A 21695-nucleotide genomic window follows, 5' to 3' on the forward strand; every position below is an offset into this window, starting at 1 on the left:
GAAAATCTTGACTTCTTTTTTACAAATATGGTTGTATTATGCAACTATATTTTGAGGGTGCAGTGATGATTGAGCAAAAAATTATTGATGAAATCCGTAGTTCATCTCGAATCATGGTTCGAGAATTAGGTTTTATGAGTTCAACCCTTGCTGCCACTGATTATTCTCCGTCAGCTGTTCATTCTTTACTTGAACTTGAAAATAGAGGTTCTCTAACAGCTGGCCAATTAGGACAAATTTTAGGTTTAGAGAAATCAAGTGTGAGCAGAATGTTGGTTAAACTCATTACGGCTGGTGAGATTAGAGAAGAACAAGATAAGAATGATGCCAGATTAAAGGTGATTCAACTCACTCCGAAAGGAGAGGATACTGTAAGAAAAATTAATAATTATGGAGAAATGCGAGTTATTCAAGCCATTGAGAAATTAAACTCTTCTAATCAACTTGTTATTGCTCAAGGTTTGACAGCCTACGCTGAATCTTTAGTAAACTGTCGAAATAATAAAGATTTTATAAATAACAATAATATTGAAATTGTGAGTGGCTACCGCGCAGGTATGATTGGCAGAATCGCAGAAATGCATGGTACTTATTATTATGAAAATTATAATTTTGGAGCTTTTTTTGAAGGAAAAGTGGCTACCAATTTAGCTGAGTTCTCTAGCCGTCTTTATAAAGACTCTAATAATATTTGGTTGGCAATAAAAAATAATAAAATTGTGGGTTCTGTTGCAATTGATGGCGAAGATTTAGGGAATAACGAGGCTCATCTTCGGTGGTTTATTTTAAGTGACGATTGTCGAGGACAAGGTATTGGCAAAAAGCTATTAAAAGAAGCAATACACTTTTGTGATCAAAAACAATTTTCTGCTGTTCAATTATGGACTTTCAGTGGCCTTAGTGCAGCAGGAAAACTTTATGAAACTTTTGGTTTTAAACTCATGAATGAATGGGAAGGAGACCAATGGGGCAACACCATGTTAGAGCAACAATTTACGCGGGTAAATAATGTAAATTAGCCATCTTTGATGTATTAGGCTTGGAAAGTTATATCTCAGGTTTATTACAACAATATCTGAAAAATGCATGAAAAGGTCAGTGGAATTCTGTGGTTTTAGTTTACTGCTCTTTAATAGTATGAAGTATTGCTTTAAGTCAGATTGCTTAAATAATTAATCGCACTTTTCAATTCATCATAATGATGAATGTAACTATCTACAGAAGCTGAAGTCACAGAGGTATTGGGTTGAAAAAAGATAGTTCGCATCCCAACTTTTTTTGCACCCTCAATATCAGCTTTTAGGTTGTCTCCTACAAAAATACATTCGTTTGGAGTGCAACCTAATTCATTGCATGTATATTTAAAAATTTCTGGATCGGGTTTTCTTAAACCTACTGCTTCAGATACGGTAATAGCTGAAAAGAACTCGGTTAGTCCTAGCGCGTGAAAGTTGTTTTCCTGAAACGGAGATTTTCCATTTGAAATTAATCCTAATTTATAGCCTTGATCGTATAAGTAATGGATTGTTTCAGGCACTCTTTCAAATGCTATAGCAAATTTATTGAAATCAGTTATATAAGAATGAAGTAGCTCATCTGTATCAAGTTTTTCTATATGAAACTCTTTGATTAATTGAGAATAAACGAGGTCTTTCCAAACGCTGCCGTGATCATCTAGTTCTACAAACCTAGCGATGAAGTGTTTTTTACTCTGCTGAGGTACGAGTTGGTAATAGTCAACTTGCCATTCGATAAATTTTATCAGTGAGGTTATCCGATCAAGTAGGGTTTGATCCAAATCAAATAAAATAGCTTTGAACATTTTACTTTTATTAAATTTATAGATTTATTAATTATAGGTTCTTAGTTGCCAGAATTATTTTTTAATTTGTAGCTTAGTTATTTATTGATAGGAAAAAGTTGTCTAACTGAATTGCTACGATGAGAGCAGAATCTTCGTCATCACATGTTTTTTCCAACATAAATTTCTCATACTTAGAATGATTTTTTTGTGCGTAGATTGATTTATAAGCAATTGTACTTATAAATATTATTTCCCTTTCAAATTCCATTCATTTTTGACAAAATGAAACATGTCACAATGGTCAATTAAAGTAATATGCCCATTAATAATTTTGCTTAAATTTTTGCAGGAATTGCGCATGCTACTTGTTAATTACTATACAATACAAACTCTTAACGAAAGTTTTTAATTAAAAATCTTAATGATATGTTAGAAGTATTTCGATCCACTTCAAGCAAACTGATATTGCTACTTGTTATTGTTTTAGTAGCTATACTGCAATATCAATTTTGGTTAGGTGAGGGTGGCTATATCCCTCATCAAGCTCTCATGCAACAAATTCAGCAACAAGCTGAGGTAAATGAAGAGCTTAAAGAACGAAACCGTATTTTGGCAGCAGAGGTTTTTGACCTGAAAAATGGTACAGAAGCAATAGAAGAACATGCCCGCCTTGATCTTGGTTTGGTTAAACCTCACGAGACATTTGTGCAAATGAGTACAATCAGTACCCATTACAAGCCTATTTATATTGACCCGAACGCTAAAGTTGATTTGGAAACGAATGAGACACCTGCATCCCCAGATATCCCAGACTAAATTATGGGCAGTGATTCCAGCTGCAGGATCAGGAAGTCGTTTTTCTAAAACTGAATTGAAACAGTATCAATATATTCAGAATAGGACTGTTTTAGAACATACGATTGGCCGTATAAGCCAACTTCCGTTAAATGGTTATGTTTTAGCAATTGGTACACAAGATACCTTTGCTCAAACTCTAGCATTTCAAAATATAGATAAGGCGCATTTTTGCATTGGTGGAGCTGAGCGAGTCCATTCAGTGTTAAATGCGTTAAATCATCTTTTAAATTTTGCCGATGAAAATGATTGGGTTCTTGTGCATGATGCGGCTCGCCCTTGTGTAACAATTGATTGTTTAAATGCACTTGTGGCAAAGGTAATTGAATCAAATGAGAGTGCTATTTTAGCAATTCCTGTTCGCGATACTTTAAAGCAGGTTAAATCAGGCAATCAAATTGATAAAACAGTTAGCCGAGATTTATTATGGCAAGCTCAAACTCCTCAAATTACCAAAATCGGTAAACTAAAAAAAGCAATTGAATATGCTTTAGAAAATGACGTTACTATTACCGATGAGGCAAGTGCACTCGAGTATATGGGTGAAACTGTACAGGTCGTAATGGGGCGTTCGGATAATATAAAAATTACCTATCCCGATGATTTAGAACTGGCGCGTTTGATTCTTCAATCTCAGTCTTAATTCTCTTATTTTTAACTTGCTTGGATGATTTGTTCATCTAAGCAAGTTTTCTACATATCTATTTATAACAACTCATATTCTTTTACATTGATACGTTTTAGGATTTATCAACATCGGACAACTACATTAGATAATGTTCGATCATCGAACAAAAAATATTTATACCGAACAAAACCATGGTTTGATAACTAGATCAAATTACAAAAATTATCAAGAATGTTTAAAAGGAAATCTAAGGGAAACACTCGGGATTGGGTGAAATATCTATCTGTTCATTCTACCTCGTTGTGCCTAAATCTTTTATCTATTTCTTCCTGAATGAGCACAATGGAGTTGTCTAATGATTGACAAAAGTAAGTCCTCTCTTAGCGAGGTACTATCGCAGATTAAAGATGGTGCAACCATTCTGATTGGTGGTTTTGGTACCGCAGGACAACCCGCTGAACTCATTGACGGACTCATTGAACTGGGTATTAAAGATTTAACGATTGTCAGCAATAACGCCGGTAATGGCGATTATGGTCTGGCTAAACTGCTTAAAGCTGGTTCGGTTAAAAAAGTAATCTGTTCTTTCCCACGTCAGGCAGACTCTTATGTGTTTGATGAACTGTACCGTGCTGGAAAGGTTGAGCTTGAAGTGGTACCGCAAGGTAATCTGGCTTGCCGTATTCAGGCAGCCGGTATGGGATTAGGTGCTGTGTTTACCCCAACAGGCTTTGGAACACTTTTAGCTGAAGGCAAAGAAACCCGCCAGATTGATGGTAAAGACTATGTACTCGAATATCCAATTAAGGCTGACTTTGCCTTGATTAAAGCTTACAAAGGCGACCGCTGGGGTAATCTGGTTTACCGTAAATCTGCACGTAACTTTGGCCCAATTATGGCCATGGCAGCGGATGTAACCATTGTTCAGGTTTCTGAAGTGGTTGAGCTAGGTGGATTAGATCCAGAGCACATCATCACCCCAGGTATCTTTGTACAGCATGTTGTACAAGTACAGCCCGCACAATAAGCAATAAGGAGAAATAACATGAGCTACCAGAAACTCAGCCGTGACCAGATTGCAAAACGTGTGGCACAAGATATTCCAGATGGTGCCTATGTGAATTTGGGCATTGGTTTACCAACCAAGATTGCAAGCTACTTACCTAACGATAAAGATATTTTCCTTCATTCTGAAAATGGTCTATTGGCTTTTGGCCCACCACCAGCGGCAGGTGAAGAAGACCCTGAACTGATTAATGCAGGTAAAGAGTTTGTGACCATGCTTGAAGGCGGTAGCTTTTTCCACCATGGCGATTCATTTGCGATGATGCGTGGTGGTCACCTTGATATTGCAGTGCTGGGTGCATTTCAGGTTGCAGCGAATGGTGACTTGGCGAACTGGCACACGGGTGCACCGGATGCAATTCCTGCGGTGGGTGGTGCGATGGATTTGGCTGTAGGTGCTAAAAAAGTTTTTATCACCACAGACCATGTGACCAAGCAAGGTGAACCGAAGATTGTGGCTGAGCTGAGCTATCCAGTAACTGGAAAAAACTGCGTTGACCGTATTTACACAGACCTGTGTGTGATTGATGTGACTAAAGATGGTTTAAAGGTGCTTGAGAAGGTGGAAGGTCTTAGCTTTGATGAGTTACAGGCTTTAACGGGTGCAACTTTGATTGATGCGACTCAAGGGTAAGGGAATAGGGAAATGACATTAAAAAACGCTTATATCATCGATGCCATCCGTACTCCATTCGGCCGTTATGCCGGTGGTCTTGCACCTGTCCGTGCCGATGACCTTGGCGCTGTGCCGATTAAAGCACTCATGCAGCGTAACCCGAATGTAGATTGGGAACAGGTCGATGATGTGATCTATGGCTGTGCTAACCAAGCTGGTGAAGATAACCGTAACGTCGGCCGTATGTCAGCACTACTTGCAGGTTTACCATATCAAGTGCCAGCAACCACCATTAACCGTTTGTGTGGTTCTTCACTCGATGCGATTGCTATTGCTGCCCGTGCTATTAAAGCAGGTGAAGCGAACTTGGTGATTGCAGGTGGTGTGGAAAGCATGAGCCGTGCACCTTATGTGATGGGTAAGTCTGACAGTGCTTTTGGCCGTAGCCAAAAGATTGAAGACACCACCATGGGCTGGCGTTTCATTAACCCTAAACTTAAAGAATTATATGGTGTAGACACCATGCCCCAGACTGCCGAAAACGTGGCTGAACAGTTTAACGTTAATCGTGCAGATCAGGACCAGTTTGCCTTGGTAAGCCAACAACGCACCGCAAGCGCGCAAGCCAAAGGCTTTTTTTCTAAAGAAATCGTGGCAGTTGAAATCCCTCAGCGTAAGGGTGATGCTGTTGTGATTGATACCGATGAACATCCACGTGCATCAACCACGCTTGAAGCTTTAAGCAAACTTAAACCTGTGGTTAAAGCAGATGGTTCTGTGACTGCGGGTAATGCTTCAGGTATTAATGATGGTGCTGCGGCTCTGCTGATTGCTTCTGATGATGCAGTTCAAGCCTACAACCTCAAACCGCGTGGCAAGATCATTGCTTCAACAGCAGTGGGTGTAGAACCGCGCATTATGGGTTTTGCTCCAGCACCAGCCATTAAAAAATTACTTAAACAAGCCAACCTGACTTTAGATCAGATGGATGTGATTGAGTTAAATGAAGCCTTTGCTGCACAAGCTTTGGCAGTGACTCGTGATTTAGATTTGCCAGATGATTCTAACAAGGTGAATCCAAACGGTGGTGCAATTGCATTGGGCCATCCACTGGGTGCATCAGGTGCACGCTTAGTCACTACAGCTTTAAACCAACTTGAACAAACAGGCGGCCGTTATGCTTTATGTTCAATGTGTATTGGTGTGGGCCAAGGCATCGCATTGATTATTGAGAGAGTCTAATCATGAGCCAGTTATATGCCAGCTTGTTTTATCAAAAAGATGTCACTGACATTTTTAGTGATTCATCTTTAATCGCATACATGATTCAGGTTGAAGTTGCGTTAGCTCAAGCACAGGCAAAAGTTGGCGTGATTCCTCAAGATGCGGCTAATACCATTGCCCAAGTAGCTGAGCAGGCAATAGAAAAGTTTGACTTTTCAGCGTTGGCTGTAGCAACTGGCTTAGCTGGAAATATCGCAATTCCATTTGTAAAACAACTTACGGCAATTGTGAAAGATGTGGATGAAGATGCTTCACGTTATGTGCATTGGGGAGCAACGAGTCAGGATATTTTAGACACAGCTTGTATTTTGCAATGCCGTGATGCGTTAAACATTGTGGAAGCACAACTTCAACAGTGCTACACCGCTGCATTACAACAAGCTAAGCAATATCGCTATCAAGTCATGATTGGGCGTACATGGTTGCAGCAAGCTTTACCAATTACTTTAGGGCATAAGCTTGCTCGCTGGGCTTCTGCATTTAAACGTGATTTAGATCGTATCCAAGCAATGAAATCACGTGTACTCACTGCTCAGTTAGGCGGTGCTGTGGGTTCATTAGCTTCTTTGCAAGATCAAGGTTCACTTGTGGTCAGTGTATTTGCTCAGCAGTTGAATCTGACTGTACCGACAAGTACATGGCATGGTGAGCGTGATCGCATTGTAGAAATCGCAAGTGTGCTCGGCATCATTGTCGGGAATACGGGCAAGATGGCACGTGATTGGTCACTCATGATGCAAACCGAAATTGCAGAATTGTTTGAACCAACAGCAAAGGGTCGTGGTGGTTCATCGACCATGCCGCATAAGCGTAATCCAGTCGCAGCAGCTTCAGTACTTGCAGCAGCGAATCGTGTACCAGCACTTATGTCTAGCATCTATCAAAGTATGGTGCAGGAACATGAGCGTAGCTTAGGCGCATGGCATGCAGAATGGTTAGCAATCCCTGAAATTTTTCAGCTTTGTGCTGGAGCATTAAGTCGTACTGACGAAGTTTTACAAGGTTTCGAAGTTAATGCTGAGCATATGCAGCAGAACCTTGACTGTACCAACGGGTTGATTATGGCGGAAGCTGTGATGATGGCGCTTGCTCCAAAAATTGGACGTTTAAATGCACATCATGTTGTTGAAGCAGCTTGTAAAACAGCCGTGGCTCAAAAGCAGCATTTATCTGAGGTTGTTAGTCAGTTAGATGAAGTAAAAGAACATTTTAGCCCAACAGAAATTTTGGAAATATTTAAAGCAGAAAACTATTTGGGCAACATTCAAGCTCAAATTGATGCTGTTCTGCAAGAAGCACAAGGAGGAGACATAAAGTGAAACAGCTTATAACCAATCGACAAGGTAAGCAGCTCGCTGTATATACCGACGGATTAAAAGATGCTCCAGCACTTGTGCTATCTAACTCGTTAGGAACAGATCATGGAATGTGGCAGCCGCAAGTAGATGAGCTTAAAAGTCATTTTAATGTCATTACATACGATACACGTGGTCATGGCGAAAGTGATGTGATCGCTGAATCATCTTTACAAAATTTAGGTGAAGATGTTGCTGATATTTTAGATGCCTTAAATATTGAAAAAGCTCATTTTTGTGGCATTTCAATGGGCGGAATTACAGGGCTTTGGTTGGGTGTTCATTATCCAGAGCGCTTTCTAAGCATTACTGTCGCGAACTCGGCAGCTAAAATTGGTCAAGCTGAAGCTTGGTTGAGTCGCGCAGAGTCAGTAGAACAAAATGGACTGGCTGAATTGGTTAAAACCACGCACACACGTTGGTTTAGCGAAAAATTCGACTATCAACATAATGTGGTTGCACAAACGACGATTCAAAGTCTGGCAAACACACCAGCACAAGGTTATGCCAATGCATGTCGTGCTTTAGCTCATGCTGATTTAAGAGATGAAATTACGCAAATCCAAGTTCCAGTATTGCTAATTGCAGGAACAGCAGATCCAGTGACGACAGTAGCAGATGCTGAGTTTATGCAGAATGCTATCAAGAATAGTCAAATTGCTAAATTGGAAGCATCTCATCTTTCTAATATTGAGCAACCGCAAAGATTTACTCAGGAATTGACTAGGTTTATTCAACAAATCTAAGAGCTTAGTCGTTTAAAAGGAATTGGCCTTAAGGAGGCAAATATGGCGTCTCAGGATTACGCTGCACCAAATAAAAGTATCGATGCTCAAGCATTGATTAATGATGCTCCACTTAGTAAGTATCAATGGATGATCGCAATCATCTGTTTCTTAATTATTTTTACTGATGGTATCGATACTGCTGCAATGGGTTTTATCGCTCCAGCTTTGGCTCAAGATTGGGGTGTTGATCGCTCTCAGTTAGGCCCAGTGATGAGTGCTGCACTTGGTGGGATGATTATTGGGGCTTTGGTGTCTGGCCCAACAGCTGATCGGTTCGGTCGCAAAATTGTTTTGGCCGTTTCAATGCTGATTTTTGGTGGTTTCACTTTGGCATCAGCTTACGCAACCAACTTAGATAGCCTTGTCGTTTTACGCTTTTTGACAGGTATTGGCTTGGGTGCAGCTATGCCAAATGCCACCACATTATTTTCTGAATACTGTCCAACACGCATTCGTTCATTACTCGTGACATGCATGTTCTGTGGCTACAACTTAGGTATGGCAACAGGTGGCTTTATTAGTAGCTGGCTTATCCCGACCTATGGTTGGCACAGTCTATTTTTACTTGGCGGTTGGTCACCTTTGATCTTAATGGTTTTAGTGATTTTTGTCTTACCTGAGTCTTACCGCTTTTTAATTGTTAAAGGTAAGAACCCTGAAAAAGTACGCAAAATCTTAAATCATATCGCACCAACTCAAGTTCAAAATGCGACTGCATTTCACGTACCTGAAGAGAAAACTGAAACAGCTCAAAAGAAAAATGTCTTTGGAATTATGTTTTCTAAACCATATGCAAAAGGAACACTTTTACTTTGGTTGACCTATTTCATGGGCTTGGTTGTTGTTTACTTGCTTACAAGCTGGTTACCGACACTTATGCGTGAAACTGGTGCTTCAATGGAGCGTGCTGCATTTATTGGTGGTTTGTTCCAGTTTGGTGGTGTGGTGAGTGCATTGTTCATTGGTTGGGCGATGGACAAATTTAACCCGAACCGAGTCATTGCCATTTTCTACTTTGCTGCGGGTCTATTTGCGATTGCTGTGGGTCAAAGCTTAGGAAACTCAACATTACTTGCTGTATTGGTTCTTTGCGCAGGTATCGCGATTAATGGTGCGCAATCTTCAATGCCAGCTTTAAGTGCTCGTTTCTATCCAACGCAGTGCCGTGCAACGGGTGTGTCTTGGATGACAGGTATTGGACGTTTCGGTGCGGTATTTGGTGCTTGGATTGGTGCCGTATTACTCGGTAATGATTGGTCGTTTACTGCCATTCTCAGTTTATTACTAATTCCAGCGACTGCTGCGGCTGTTGCTGTATTTGTTAAATCACTTGTTGCGCATACCGATGCAACTTAATAGAGGTCTATCACAATGAATGATGAACAACGCTATAAACAAGGCATTGAGGTGCGGACTGAAGTTTTGGGTGAAAAGCATGTTGGTCGGTCTTTGCAAAACTTAAATGACTTTAACCAAGATTTTCAAAACTTTATTAGCCGTTATGCATGGGGTGAAGTGTGGTCTCGTCCGGGCCTACCGCGTCATACACGTAGTTTAGTGACGATCGCAATTTTATTGGCGCTTGGCCGCGAAGATGAACTACGCATGCATTTACGTGCTTGTTTCAATAATGGTGTAACTAAAGAAGATTTAAAAGAGTTGATCTTACATAGCTCACTCTATGCAGGTTTACCTGCTGCAAATGCTGCAATGCATATGGCCGAAGAAGTCTTTAAAGAGTTGGGAATAGAAGTCAACTCAGTTGCAGCAAAAGAACAGGATTAAGGAGATAAAGATGTCACAACATAGCTGGGGTGCTTACGCCCAACGTAATACAGAAGACCATCCACCTGCATATGCGACAGGTTATAAGACAAGTGTTTTACGTTCGCCAAAAAATGCATTGATTTCTATTAATGAGACTTTAACTGAAGTTACTTCACCGCATTTTTCTTCAAACCTATTTGGTCCAAAAGATAACGATTTGATTTTGAACTATGCCAAAGATGGTTTACCAATTGGTGAGCGTGTCATTGTTCATGGTTATGTCCGTGACCAGTTTGGTCGTCCTGTAAAAAATGCACTTTTAGAAGTATGGCAGGCCAATGCTTCTGGTCGTTATCGCCATCCAAACGATAAGTTTATTGGTGCAATGGACCCTAACTTCGGTGGTTGTGGTCGTACATTAACTGACGAAAATGGTTTTTATATTTTCCGTACCATTAAACCAGGTCCATATCCGTGGCGTAACCGTATTAATGAATGGCGCCCAGCTCATATCCACTTCTCTTTAATTGCTGATGGTTGGGCTCAGCGCCTAATTTCGCAGTTTTATTTTGAAGGAGATACATTAATTGACACTTGCCCGATTTTAAAAACGATTCCTTCTGAAGATCAACGTCGTGCACTGATTGCACTAGAAGATAAAAACAACTTTATCGAAGCAGATAGCCGTTGTTACCGTTTTGACATCACTTTACGTGGTCGTCGAGCGACTTACTTCGAAAATGATTTGACTTAATCGGGAGCACGAGCATGAATAACTGGAATTTTCAGGAATTAAAAGAAACTCCATCTCAAACAGGTGGTCCTTACGTCCACATTGGTTTATTGCCACAACAAGCAAATATTGAAGTGTTTGAAAACAACTTTAATAACCAGTTAGTACAAGACCAAACTAAAGGCGAGCGTATTCGTCTTGAAGGTCAAGTATTTGACGGATTAGGTTTACCGCTGCGCGACGTGCTGATCGAGATTTGGCAAGCCGATGCGAATGGTATTTACCCAAGTCAGGCAGATACGCGTGAGCAAAAAGCTGATCCTGCATTTCAGGGTTGGGGCCGTACTGGTGCTGACTTTGAAACAGGTATCTGGAGCTTCAATACAATTAAGCCGGGTGCTACAGCAGGTCGCAAAGGTTCAACTCAGGCGCCTCATATTGCATTAGTGATTTTCGCTCGCGGTATTAACTTAGGTCTTCACACACGTGTTTATTTTGAAGATGAAGCCGAAGCAAATGGCAATGATGCAATTCTAAATAGCATTGAATGGGCACCTCGTCGCCAAACTCTTATTGCAAAACGCTTTGAAGAAAATGGTGAAATTGTTTACCGCTTTGACATTCGTATTCAAGGCGATGACGAAACTGTATTTTTTGATATTTAAGAAGTACCTAAGGCTACACATGATCGGCCATGGATGCGTGTAGCCTTTTTTAGGATGAATGATATGAACATGAAAACATTATTAAGCTTAAGTTTGCTTGCACTCCCATTTTTTACAGCACAGGCAAATGCTGAACCTGTTGCTTTAGCTACTCAAACACAATCTGCGACTACAGCTGTTAAAACAATTGTTCCGATTACAGCAAAAACCAAAGAACAAGCTTTAGCGCAAGCTCAAGTCATTGCAAATACAGCAGATGCTGATTTGGCAGAGTTTCGTATCGATTTACTCAGTTTTGCGAGTGATACAAAACAAGTGATTGCCTTGGGTCATGAATTGAAAAAGATTTTAGGCAATAAACCAATGATTGCCACAATTCGTACCAAAAACGAAGGCGGTCAGCTTGAAATTAGCGATGCTGATTATGGCAAGACATATCAGGCTTATTTAAAAAATCCGTTCATGGACTGGTTAGATGTTGAAATGTTCCGTGATCAAAAAGTAGTTTCAGAGATTGTTCAAAAAGCACATCAAAAGAAAGTATTAGTGGTGATGTCTAATCATGACTTCCAAAAAACACCAAGCCAAGATGAAATTGAAAAACGCTTGTTAAAACAAGATCAAATGGGCGCAGATATTCTAAAAATTGCCGTAATGCCAAAATCTAAACAAGACGTTTTCACTTTAATGAACGCGACTTTAAAAGTAAGTCAGCAAACCACTAAACCATTGTTGACGATGTCGATGGGGCAATTAGGTACGATTTCTCGTGTTGCCACAGCCAATATGGGGGGAAGTTATAGTTTTGGCATGATTGGCGAGGCGTCAGCACCGGGCCAAATTGATGTGACCAAGCTCAAACAGATTCTAAAAATCGTTCAACCAACAAACCCATAAATCATAAGGACATGATGAAATGAATACATTACGTTTAACTACTCTTGCATTAGGTTTGATGGTTTCAGGAATGGCCGCGGCACAAACTTATGTTGTTGACCGTTATCAAGACGATAGCAATAAAGGTTCTTTACGCTGGGCAATTGAACAAGCCAATGCAAATTCAAGCGAAGCAAGCGAAATTTTGATTCAGGCTGTAGGCAAAGCACCTTATGCAATCAAATTAAACAGCGCGCTTCCTGAAATTAAAGCACCCGTCAAAATCATTGGTACCGAATGGGATAAAACCGGTGAATATATCGCAATTGATGGTTCAAATTATATTAAAGGTGAAGGGGCAAAAGCTTGCCCTGGTGCAAACCCTGAACAATACGGAACTAATGTACGTACCATGACCTTACCGGGCTTGGTACTACGTGACGTCAACAATGTCACTTTAAAAGGTTTAGATATTCATCGTTTCTGTATTGGTGTATTGGTTAACCGTTCAAGCAATAACCTTATTCAACATAACCGTATTAGTAATAACTACGGTGGTGCTGGTGTCATGCTTACTGGTGATGATGGACAAGGTAACCCAACTGCAACCACGACCAATAATAATAAGGTTTTAGACAACATCTTCCAAGACAATGGTGATGGTCTAGAGATGACACGTGGCGCTGCGTTTAACTTAATTGCGAATAACCATTTTGTTTCAACAAAAGCTAACCCAGAGCCATCACAAGGTATTGAAATTTTGTGGGGTAATGACAATGCCGTAGTTGGTAATAAATTCGAAAACTATTCGGATGGCTTACAGATTAACTGGGGCAAGCGTAACTATATCGCTTACAACGAAATGACCAATAACTCGATTGGTTTTAACATGACGGGTGATGGCAACATTCTTGATAGCAATAGAGTACATGGTAACCGTATCGGTGTTGCTATACGCTCCGAAAAAGATGCAAACGCAAAAATTACATTGACTAAAAACCTGATTTGGGACAATGGTAAAGATATTAAACGCTGTGAAGCTGGCGGTTCATGTGTACCAAATCAGCGTTTAGGTGCAATTGTATTTGGTGTACCTGCACTTGAGCATGAAGGTTTTGTCGGTTCTCGTGGCGGCGGTGTAGTTGTTGATCCATCTAAACAACAAAAAACATGTACTCAACCAAATCAACAAAACTGTAATGTTCAGCCGAATCAGGGCATTAAAGCACCTAAGTTAACCGCTACTAAAGGCTCAGTTACTGTAGAAATTAATGGTTTACCAAACCAACGCTATCAAGTTGAGTTCTTTGGAAATCAAAATGCTGCATCAAAAGAAGCTGAGCAATATTTAGGAGCTGTTACCGTTGCTACAAATGCTGAAGGCAATGCAAAACTGAATTGGAAACCAACTGTAAAAGTTGCTTCAATTACAGCGAATATCACTGATCGCTTTGGAGCGACGTCTGAACTTAGTTCAGCCGTACAAACTAAATAATAACAATAAGGGAAGCGCCTCAAACTGAGGCGCAGCATAGAAATATAGAAATGATAAAAGGGACTTGAAATGCCAAATATAATGAAATTGAGTGTGTTAACAATCGCTGTATTAGGCAGCCAATTTACACTTGCTAATGAGCCTTGGTCACAAGACCGTCAATGGTTGCTAGGCGACTGGAATGGTGAACGCCAGCAGTTAGAGCAACAGGGTTATAAATTTACAGCTTCTATCATGAGCCAAGCCGCCACAAATTTAGATGGTGGTTACAACGACAGCAATACTTTTGAAAATGCTGCACAACTTTCTTTAGGTGCAAACTTCGATTTAGAAAAGATTGCTGGGTGGAAAGATACAACAGCCAGTTTAGTCGTGACTAAACGTGACGGAAATGCACTAACTCTCGAGCGTATTAAAGATCCACGTTCTAGCCAATTAGGTAATGCTCAAGAGATTTATGGCCGCGGTAAAATCTGGCGCTTATCCCAAGCATGGATCAAAAAAGGCTTCGCTGATAATACCGTACAGGCCAAAGTTGGCCGTATGGGCATGTCAGAAGACTTCAATAGTTCTCAATGTGAGTTTCAGAACTTATTGCTTTGTGGTGGGCAGTTAGGAAAATCAATTGGTTCAATTTGGTACAACTCACCAGTTGGTGTCTGGGCTGCAAACGTTAAATATCAATTTGCGCCTGAGTGGACTTTGGGTGTCGGTGTTTATGAAGTAAACCCAGACAACATTAAAACCGAATCGAATAGTGATGGTTTTAATCTGGATATGAACAACGTGAAGGGTGCAACTATACCTGTTGAGCTCGCATGGAAACCAAAACTCGCTGCTTTTAATGGTTTACCAGGTGAATATAAAGTAGGTGCGCTGTACTCAACCGCAGAAGCGAATGATATTAAAACAGCGGGTAAGGTTCATGATGGAAAACAAAGTTTCTGGGTTAATGCACAACAACAACTTACGCATAAAGGCGAAGACCCTAAACGCGGTTTATATGTAAGTTTGAACGGTGTGGTGAACGATAAAGCAACCACCTTTGTACAAAGTACGCAACAACTTGCACTTTGGTATAAGGGGCCATTTGATAGCCGTCCAAATGATTCGATTGGGTTTGGTATTGCCAATTATGTGGTCAATGATCGTGCTAAAGATAAGCAAATCGCAACTAACGAAAGTCGTGGATATTATAGCTATGATGCGATTGCATCTGACTATATTCCAATCCAAGACGACGAATTAAACGTTGAGTTGAACTATACCTATCAATGGTCTCCGGCCGTTATGTTACGTCCAAACATTCAATATATCCATCAACCTGCTGGTGTAAAAGCAGTCGATGATGCTTGGGTCGCGGGCTTAAGCGTGAAAGTCAATTTTTAACAATATTGATGGCTGGTTAGACATGGTTTAACTGGCCCAAATGCTTGAACTATTGTGTTCAGTATATGTGGAGTAGGATCTATGTCTGAGTCAGATTCTAAGTTTCATATCTTATTCAAAATATGGTGTTTTCTATTAGGCCTAGTTTTATTGGCTACTGGTGTTTTTTACATCGTAGGCGGTGGAAAGCTAGTTTCATTAGGTGGATCTTGGTATTTCCTAGTTGCAGGACTGTTAATCACCATTTCTGCATTTAGTATTTTTCGTAAAAAGGCACTTGGTGTCTGGATTTTTGCGGCTGTTTTTGTTGGCACCGTAATTTGGTCATTTGTTGATGCTGGATGGGAATTTTGGCCATTATTTTCTCGGCTAATGTTTCCTGCAGGTCTTTTTGCCGCATTGTTATTTACCTTGCCTTCAATTCGACGTTACCAATTTCAAACTAGCTTGGCATCTTCATCTTATGCAGTTGGTGGGTTAGTTGTTATCGGTATGTTGATTGCGTTTTATCAAATGTTCCAACCGCATCCAACAGTAGCAAGTTCAGGTGAAAAGCTACCTTTAGTACCAGTTGACCCTGCTAAAAAACAGGTGAATTGGGAAAATTATGGAAATGATGCAGGTGGTAGTCGCTTTGTTGCTCTCGATCAAATTAATCGAGATAACGTTCATAAACTAAAAGAAGCTTGGCGTTTTAGAACAGGTGATTTTACAACGGGTAGTGGTAATGGTGCTGAAGACCAAATGACCCCATTACAAGTTGGAAATAAAGTTTTTTTATGTACACCACATAACAACATTTTTGCGATAGATGCTGACTCGGGTAAACAACTCTGGAAAGCTGAAGTGAACTCTAAAGCTGATGCTTGGGAGCGTTGCCGTGGGGTTGCATACTTTGATTCGACCAAACCACTTGTACAACCAACTTTGGTTGGTGCAAACGCAATAACTACAGTTGCAGCCAATACGGCATGTCCGCGTCGTTTATATACCAATACACCTGATGGTCGTTTAATTGCGGTCAATGCAGATAACGGTCAGCGCTGTGCTGATTTTGGTGTTAATGGAACGGTTGATCTGTTAGAAGGTCTGGGAGCTGGAACTAAAGCTCCACGTTTTGAAGTGACTTCTGCACCGACTATTGCTGGAACAACCATTGTAGTGGGTAGCCGTATTGCTGATAACGTAGCAGCAGATATGCCGGGTGGTGTTGTTCGTGGTTATGACGTCATTACTGGCAAACTTCGCTGGGCATTTGACGCACGTAATCCAGATCCTAACTATGTGCTTAAACCGGGTGAAACTTATAAACGTAGTTCGGCAAACTCTTGGGCTGCAATGTCATATGACCCGCAAATGAATACGGTGTTCTTACCTATGGGTAGCTCATCTGTCGACATTTGGGGTGGTAACCGTAATCCGTTAGATCATAAATACAATACTTCTGTTTTGGCACTTGATGCGACAACAGGTAAAGAAAAGTGGGTATATCAAACTGTTCATAACGATTTATGGGACTTTGACTTACCAATGCAACCGAGTCTAGTCGACTTCCCATTAAAAGATGGTACGACGAAACCAGCTGTTGTGATTGGAACCAAATCAGGTCAATTTTTTGTGCTTGACCGCGTAACTGGTAAACCACTGACTAAAGTGATTGAACAGCCAGTTAAGCCTGCCAATATTCCGGGTGAGCAATACAGCGCAACTCAACCACGTTCAGTTGAAATGCCTCAAATTGGTAATCAGACTTTAACTGAATCAGATATGTGGGGTGCAACGCCGTTTGATCAGCTCATGTGCCGTATTAACTTCAAGTCAATGCGTTACGAAGGTCTATTTACTGCACCGGGTACTGACGTTTCATTAAGCTTCCCAGGTTCTTTGGGTGGCATGAACTGGGGTAGCATTGCTTTTGATCCGACTCATCGTTATATGTTCGTGAACGATATGCGCCTTGGCTTATGGGTTCAATTAATGGAACAGACTCCTGAAGATATTAAGATTCAGGCGAGTGGTGGAGAAAAAGTAAATACGGGTATGGGTGCTGTACCAATGAAAGGTACACCGTATAAAGTGAATAAAAACCGCTTTATGTCGGCTCTAAGTATTCCTTGTCAGAAACCACCATTTGGTACGATGACGGCAATTGACATGAAAACTCGTCAAGTTGCATGGCAAGTACCGCTAGGAACGGTTGAAGATACAGGACCTATGGGTATTAAGATGGGCTTAAAAGCACCGATCGGTATGCCAACAATTGGCGGGCCGATGGCAACTCAAGGTGGTTTGGTTTTCTTTGCTGCAACACAAGATTACTACTTACGTGCATTTGATTCATCTACAGGTAAAGAACTGTGGAAATCACGCATGCCAGTAGGCAGCCAAGGAACTCCAATAAGCTATGTTTCACCTAAAACAGGTAAACAATATGTGGTTGTTACGGCAGGTGGAGCTCGCCAGTCGCCTGATCATGGTGATTATGTAGTCGCTTATAGCTTAGAACAATAATTAAATAAGGCAAAAGGGAGCAATTCTCTTTTGCCTTTAATTTTAATATATTTTTTGTATTAAAGTGCATTGGTAAGTTCTATTTTTTTAATAAGATAGCTTTACCAAATAGTAAAAAAGTGCTTTAACTTATTGCAAAGTTTAAAATATTCTTAAGATTAATAATGCTTGGACCCTAGATGTGGCCGAATGATTAGATATTTTTCACAATGTTTTACCTATAAATAAATCTTCTTTGTTTATTAAGTTTTGTTTAACTTAAATTTGTGAATTTTAATTAGAAATAAACATTATTGACTTTTTAGACCTGAAAAGTAGGATTTTTTTGCTGAAAAAACAAGCGTAAATATATATTTATATTATATTTATATAATTTATAGCATTACGCTAGAATGGTCATCGCAGGTTATTACTACCCAGTAATAATTTGTATTTCAGGAATTTAAGCTTTTATTGGCTTAAGGCTCATCGAAAGATGGGCCTTTTTTTATGTGATTTAAATCAGAATATTGGATTATTATAGAAATAGCCTAAGTATTGTACTGTATGAATTAATGAAAACAATCACATAAAATAGTCGTTAATGACAAAAAGTGTATGATTTGATAAATTAAAGCCACTTGATAATAATAGGTGATACGATGAGATTTTTGGTTCTTGCAACTTTATCTGGTTTAGCTCTGATGGGTTGTGCTTCTGTTCAGCAGGCACCGAATACACAAGAGACAATTCGTTATGCTTCTAGTCCATGCTTTGGTGCATGCCCAATTTATTCTGTAGAAGTAACACCTACGGGTTTAATTCGTTTTGAAGGCAAGCAATATACTAAAGCTATCGGTGTTAAAGAAATTCAAGGTAGCGTAAAAGATTATAAAAAACTTGCAGATGATCTAAAAGCTTATCGTCCTGAAACAGGTACACAATCTAAAACTGCGGGTTGTCAGCAAACGGCAACTGATATGTCTAGCTATTACATTTCATGGATTCAACCAAATGGCACGGAAACAAAATTAAGCCATTACACAGGTTGTATGTCTCCTGCAAATAATAGATTGAATAAAGTCATGGAAAAATTGCCTGAACAATTAGGCATTAAAGATCTAATTTAATGATAAAAGCCCCAGAACTTTGGGGCTTTTTCTTGTTAAGAAGAATTATATACTTAAAAGTTTTATTTAAAGTATTTCTAAAAGAATCAGCGTATAATACATATTATAAAAACATATATTGTTAAGAGTGGTTATATGTCAAATATTGTCTATGCCTTTTTGGGTGGTTTGTTACTCGGCATCGCAACAGTTGGATATTTATATATAAATGGTCGTATCGCTGGAATTAGTGGGTTGCTTGCTCAAATCATTAATCCCACCAAAGATACGTTTAAAAGTTCTGCATTTTGGTTTGTTGCAGGACTTGTGATTACACCTTTCATATATGGTTATTTTTATCAGCCTGAAATTGAAATTAAAGCCAATACATTTGCACTTATTTTAGCAGGTGTATTCGTTGGCTTTGGAACACGGCTAGGATCAGGCTGTACAAGTGGTCATGGCATTTGTGGGATGAGCAGGCTATCAAAACGCTCGATGATAGCGACAGCAGTTTTCATGTTTGCTGGCATGTTAACCGTTTATATCATTCGTCATGTGTTGGGATAATCTTATGAAAAACATTTTTGCTTTTATATTTGGTGGTTTGTTTTCATTGGGTTTAATGATTTCTGGCATGTCTAATCCTGAAAAAGTATTAGGTTTTTTAGATATTTTTGGGCAGTGGGATATTAGCTTAATGTTTGTGATGTTAGGCGCGATTGCTGTGGCATTTATTCCATTTCAAAAGGCTATAAAAAGTCCTAAAACGCTTTTTAATGAGAAAATTCAATTACCAATGAATACACAGATTGACCAAAGGTTAATTGTTGGTGCTTTTATTTTCGGTATAGGCTGGGGAATAGCAGGGATATGTCCAGCGCCCGCTTTAACACTTATCGGATTAGGACATTTTGAAGCGCTGTATTTTATTGTGGCCATGTTATTAGGAATGTTTATTTACCGAGTCTTAAATAAAGGAAATTAAACCTATGCAACAACCTCTAGTAAAAGATTTTTTTGATGAAAACACCAATACTTTTAGCTATGTTGTTGCGGATTTAGCGACTCGTCAATGCGCTATTATTGATAGTGTGCTTGACTACGATGCAGCTTCAGCGACTACAAAAACAACCAATGCTGATCTGATTGTCGATTATGTCTTGGCTCAAAACTTTAAAGTGCAATGGATTTTAGAAACCCACGTCCACGCCGACCATATGACTGCTGCCCAATATCTAAAATCTAAATTGGGTGGTGACATCGCAATTAGTCAAAAGATTTCAATCATCCAAGAAACATTTTCCGCTATTTATAATTTTGATTTTAAGAAATTCAATGAAAATCAACCTTTTGATTATTTGTTTGAAGATCATGAACATTTCAAAATAGGGGATATAGAAGCCTATAACATTCCTACACCAGGGCATACACCCGCTTGCTTGAGTTATGTGATTGCCGATGCTGTTTTTGTAGGTGATACTTTATTTATGCCCGATTATGGCTCAGCGAGATGCGATTTTCCTAAAGGAAGTGCTGCTGCACTTTATGATTCGGTACAAAAACTTTATACACTTCCTGACAACATGCGCATGTTTTTATGCCATGACTATAAACCCGAAGGCCGCGATGAATATGTCTGTCAAACAGATATTAGAACTCAAAAGCAAAGCAATATTCATTTAAATCGACGAGTTTCCAAGGACTCATTCATCAAAATGCGCCAAGAACGAGATGCAACTTTGGCCATGCCAAAATTAATTCTGCCTTCAATTCAAATTAATATGAACGGTGGAAACTTTCCGGAGACAGAATCAAACGGCATTCGTTATTTGAAAATTCCTTTCAACTACTTCTAGAAATAGCCTAAGCATTTATTTTGGATATTTTCATGTTCTAAATAGCCTAAGCAAATAAAAAAATTACCCTATCAAAATAGCCTAAGTAAGATTTAAAGAACTTGTCTTAAGTCCCGCGAAGTCTCTTGCAATAAAGGCAGAATGTGTTGAACTAAATATTCTTCAGTTGTTTTCATGGTCGGAGAGACAATATTTAAAGCTGCAACAACTTTAAAGTCTTGTCCATAAATGGGTACGGCGAGCGCATGAACGCCTAATTCGTGTTCTTCACGTGAATAACACCAATCTTGTTCTCTAATTTCATTAAGTAACTCTAAAAATTTATCATTTTCGACATGCGTATATTTAGTTAAACGTTGAAGAGGATATTTTTGAAGCCAGTCGAGTTGTTCTTGTTGGCTTAAATGTGCCAGTAAAATTTTACCTGCCGAGGTCGCATGAGCAGGCAGGCGGTTACCTAAGTGCAAACCATATGGGTTTACACGGTCAGTTTGTTGGTGGGCAGCACTACGTGCAATGGTAATGGCTTCATAACCATCAAGTACCATCACCGAATAAATCAGCGAGGTTTGGTTGGTTAATAGATTTAATAAAGGCTGAGAAACTTTTGGAAGCTGAGCTGCACCTAAATAAGCTCCTGAAAATTTAAGAACTTTCGGAGTTAAATAATAATAGTGGCCATCAGACTCAAGATAACCTAAATATTCTAAAGTTAGTAAATGGCGTCTTGCAGCCGCTCGGGTAAGTCCGGTTTTTTCGGCAGCCATAGAAATATTTAAACGATGTTGATTACTGCTAAAGCTATCTAAAATAGCCATGCCTTTACCAATGCCAGCAATGTAATCTTCATGACGAATCGTTTTTTTGTTGTCCTGATTCTGGATTATCCGTTCATCTTTACTCATTACTGGTCCTTG

At 39.6% G+C, this 21695-nt stretch carries 22 protein-coding genes; 20 read left to right on the forward strand and 2 right to left on the reverse strand.

What is annotated here, in order from left to right:
- The first annotated feature begins 38 nt into the window (after positions 1-38).
- Positions 39-1019: a bifunctional helix-turn-helix transcriptional regulator/GNAT family N-acetyltransferase gene (locus MMY79_RS07905; RefSeq protein ID WP_252612817.1), complete on the forward strand. Its 981-nt coding sequence runs from the start codon at positions 39-41 to the stop codon at positions 1017-1019.
- A 131-nt stretch (positions 1020-1150) separates the two neighbouring features.
- Here the strand turns inward: MMY79_RS07905 and MMY79_RS07910 are convergent, their stop codons facing one another.
- A complete protein-coding gene (locus MMY79_RS07910; protein WP_252612818.1) occupies positions 1151-1822 on the reverse strand; it encodes an HAD family hydrolase in 672 nt (223 codons plus the stop codon).
- Positions 1823-2230: 408 nt separating this feature from the next.
- Here MMY79_RS07910 and ftsB point away from each other — a divergent pair, with 408 nt between their 5' ends.
- The 19 genes from ftsB (at position 2231) to MMY79_RS08005 (ending at position 20778) form a co-directional block, all read left to right on the forward strand.
- Positions 2231-2620, forward strand: a complete 390-nt coding sequence (ftsB, locus tag MMY79_RS07915) for a cell division protein FtsB (protein WP_004643028.1) — start codon at positions 2231-2233, stop codon at positions 2618-2620.
- Complete coding sequence (ispD, locus tag MMY79_RS07920; RefSeq protein ID WP_252612820.1) at positions 2586-3302, forward strand: 2-C-methyl-D-erythritol 4-phosphate cytidylyltransferase; 717 nt, start codon at positions 2586-2588, stop codon at positions 3300-3302. The genes ftsB and ispD overlap by 35 nt, the downstream gene beginning before the upstream one ends.
- A gap of 340 nt (positions 3303-3642) precedes the next feature.
- Positions 3643-4314 (forward strand): 3-oxoacid CoA-transferase subunit A, encoded by a 672-nt coding sequence (locus MMY79_RS07925; RefSeq protein ID WP_252612821.1) that lies wholly within the window; start codon positions 3643-3645, stop codon positions 4312-4314.
- Between the two features lie 18 nt (positions 4315-4332).
- On the forward strand, positions 4333-4986 hold the full coding sequence (locus tag MMY79_RS07930; protein ID WP_174730018.1) for a 3-oxoacid CoA-transferase subunit B: 654 nt from the start codon (positions 4333-4335) through the stop codon (positions 4984-4986).
- Positions 4987-4998: 12 nt separating this feature from the next.
- Positions 4999-6210 (forward strand): 3-oxoadipyl-CoA thiolase, encoded by a 1212-nt coding sequence (gene pcaF, locus MMY79_RS07935; protein WP_252612822.1) that lies wholly within the window; start codon positions 4999-5001, stop codon positions 6208-6210.
- A gap of 2 nt (positions 6211-6212) precedes the next feature.
- Entirely contained in the window at positions 6213-7571 is a 1359-nt protein-coding gene (gene pcaB, locus MMY79_RS07940; RefSeq protein WP_252612823.1) for a 3-carboxy-cis,cis-muconate cycloisomerase, read from the forward strand.
- Positions 7568-8353, forward strand: coding sequence for a 3-oxoadipate enol-lactonase (gene pcaD / locus MMY79_RS07945; protein ID WP_252612824.1), 786 nt, complete (start codon positions 7568-7570; stop codon positions 8351-8353). Before pcaB ends, pcaD begins: the two co-directional genes overlap by 4 nt.
- A gap of 42 nt (positions 8354-8395) precedes the next feature.
- A complete protein-coding gene (locus MMY79_RS07950; protein WP_252612825.1) occupies positions 8396-9751 on the forward strand; it encodes an MFS transporter in 1356 nt (451 codons plus the stop codon).
- Positions 9752-9766: 15 nt separating this feature from the next.
- Positions 9767-10180, forward strand: coding sequence for a 4-carboxymuconolactone decarboxylase (gene pcaC, locus MMY79_RS07955; protein ID WP_005306044.1), 414 nt, complete (start codon positions 9767-9769; stop codon positions 10178-10180).
- Between the two features lie 10 nt (positions 10181-10190).
- Positions 10191-10916 (forward strand): protocatechuate 3,4-dioxygenase subunit beta, encoded by a 726-nt coding sequence (gene pcaH, locus MMY79_RS07960; protein ID WP_252612827.1) that lies wholly within the window; start codon positions 10191-10193, stop codon positions 10914-10916.
- A gap of 14 nt (positions 10917-10930) precedes the next feature.
- On the forward strand, positions 10931-11560 hold the full coding sequence (gene pcaG, locus MMY79_RS07965; RefSeq protein ID WP_252612828.1) for a protocatechuate 3,4-dioxygenase subunit alpha: 630 nt from the start codon (positions 10931-10933) through the stop codon (positions 11558-11560).
- 69 nt (positions 11561-11629) lie between these two features.
- On the forward strand, positions 11630-12457 hold the full coding sequence (aroD, locus tag MMY79_RS07970) for a type I 3-dehydroquinate dehydratase (RefSeq protein WP_252613481.1): 828 nt from the start codon (positions 11630-11632) through the stop codon (positions 12455-12457).
- A 19-nt stretch (positions 12458-12476) separates the two neighbouring features.
- The gene (locus tag MMY79_RS07975) at positions 12477-13931 is read left to right on the forward strand and encodes a right-handed parallel beta-helix repeat-containing protein (protein ID WP_252612830.1); all 1455 of its coding nucleotides are present in this window, start codon (positions 12477-12479) and stop codon (positions 13929-13931) included.
- Positions 13932-14000: 69 nt separating this feature from the next.
- The gene (locus MMY79_RS07980; RefSeq protein ID WP_252612831.1) at positions 14001-15320 is read left to right on the forward strand and encodes a carbohydrate porin; all 1320 of its coding nucleotides are present in this window, start codon (positions 14001-14003) and stop codon (positions 15318-15320) included.
- Positions 15321-15401: 81 nt separating this feature from the next.
- Positions 15402-17831: a glucose/quinate/shikimate family membrane-bound PQQ-dependent dehydrogenase gene (locus MMY79_RS07985; protein ID WP_252612832.1), complete on the forward strand. Its 2430-nt coding sequence runs from the start codon at positions 15402-15404 to the stop codon at positions 17829-17831.
- A 650-nt stretch (positions 17832-18481) separates the two neighbouring features.
- Positions 18482-18940 (forward strand): DUF6438 domain-containing protein, encoded by a 459-nt coding sequence (locus tag MMY79_RS07990; protein WP_080645698.1) that lies wholly within the window; start codon positions 18482-18484, stop codon positions 18938-18940.
- Between the two features lie 135 nt (positions 18941-19075).
- Positions 19076-19489 (forward strand): YeeE/YedE thiosulfate transporter family protein, encoded by a 414-nt coding sequence (locus tag MMY79_RS07995; RefSeq protein WP_174766254.1) that lies wholly within the window; start codon positions 19076-19078, stop codon positions 19487-19489.
- A 4-nt stretch (positions 19490-19493) separates the two neighbouring features.
- Entirely contained in the window at positions 19494-19907 is a 414-nt protein-coding gene (locus MMY79_RS08000) for a DUF6691 family protein (RefSeq protein ID WP_013197677.1), read from the forward strand.
- A gap of 4 nt (positions 19908-19911) precedes the next feature.
- Positions 19912-20778: an MBL fold metallo-hydrolase gene (locus MMY79_RS08005; RefSeq protein WP_252612834.1), complete on the forward strand. Its 867-nt coding sequence runs from the start codon at positions 19912-19914 to the stop codon at positions 20776-20778.
- 92 nt (positions 20779-20870) lie between these two features.
- Here MMY79_RS08005 and pcaU read toward each other — a convergent pair whose 3' ends face one another.
- Positions 20871-21683, reverse strand: a complete 813-nt coding sequence (pcaU, locus tag MMY79_RS08010; RefSeq protein ID WP_252612835.1) for an IclR family transcriptional regulator PcaU — start codon at positions 21681-21683, stop codon at positions 20871-20873.
- Positions 21684-21695: the final 12 nt, after the last annotated feature.

Origin of the sequence: Acinetobacter sp. XS-4, assembly GCF_023920705.1 — a bacterium.
Lineage (GTDB): Bacteria > Pseudomonadota > Gammaproteobacteria > Pseudomonadales > Moraxellaceae > Acinetobacter.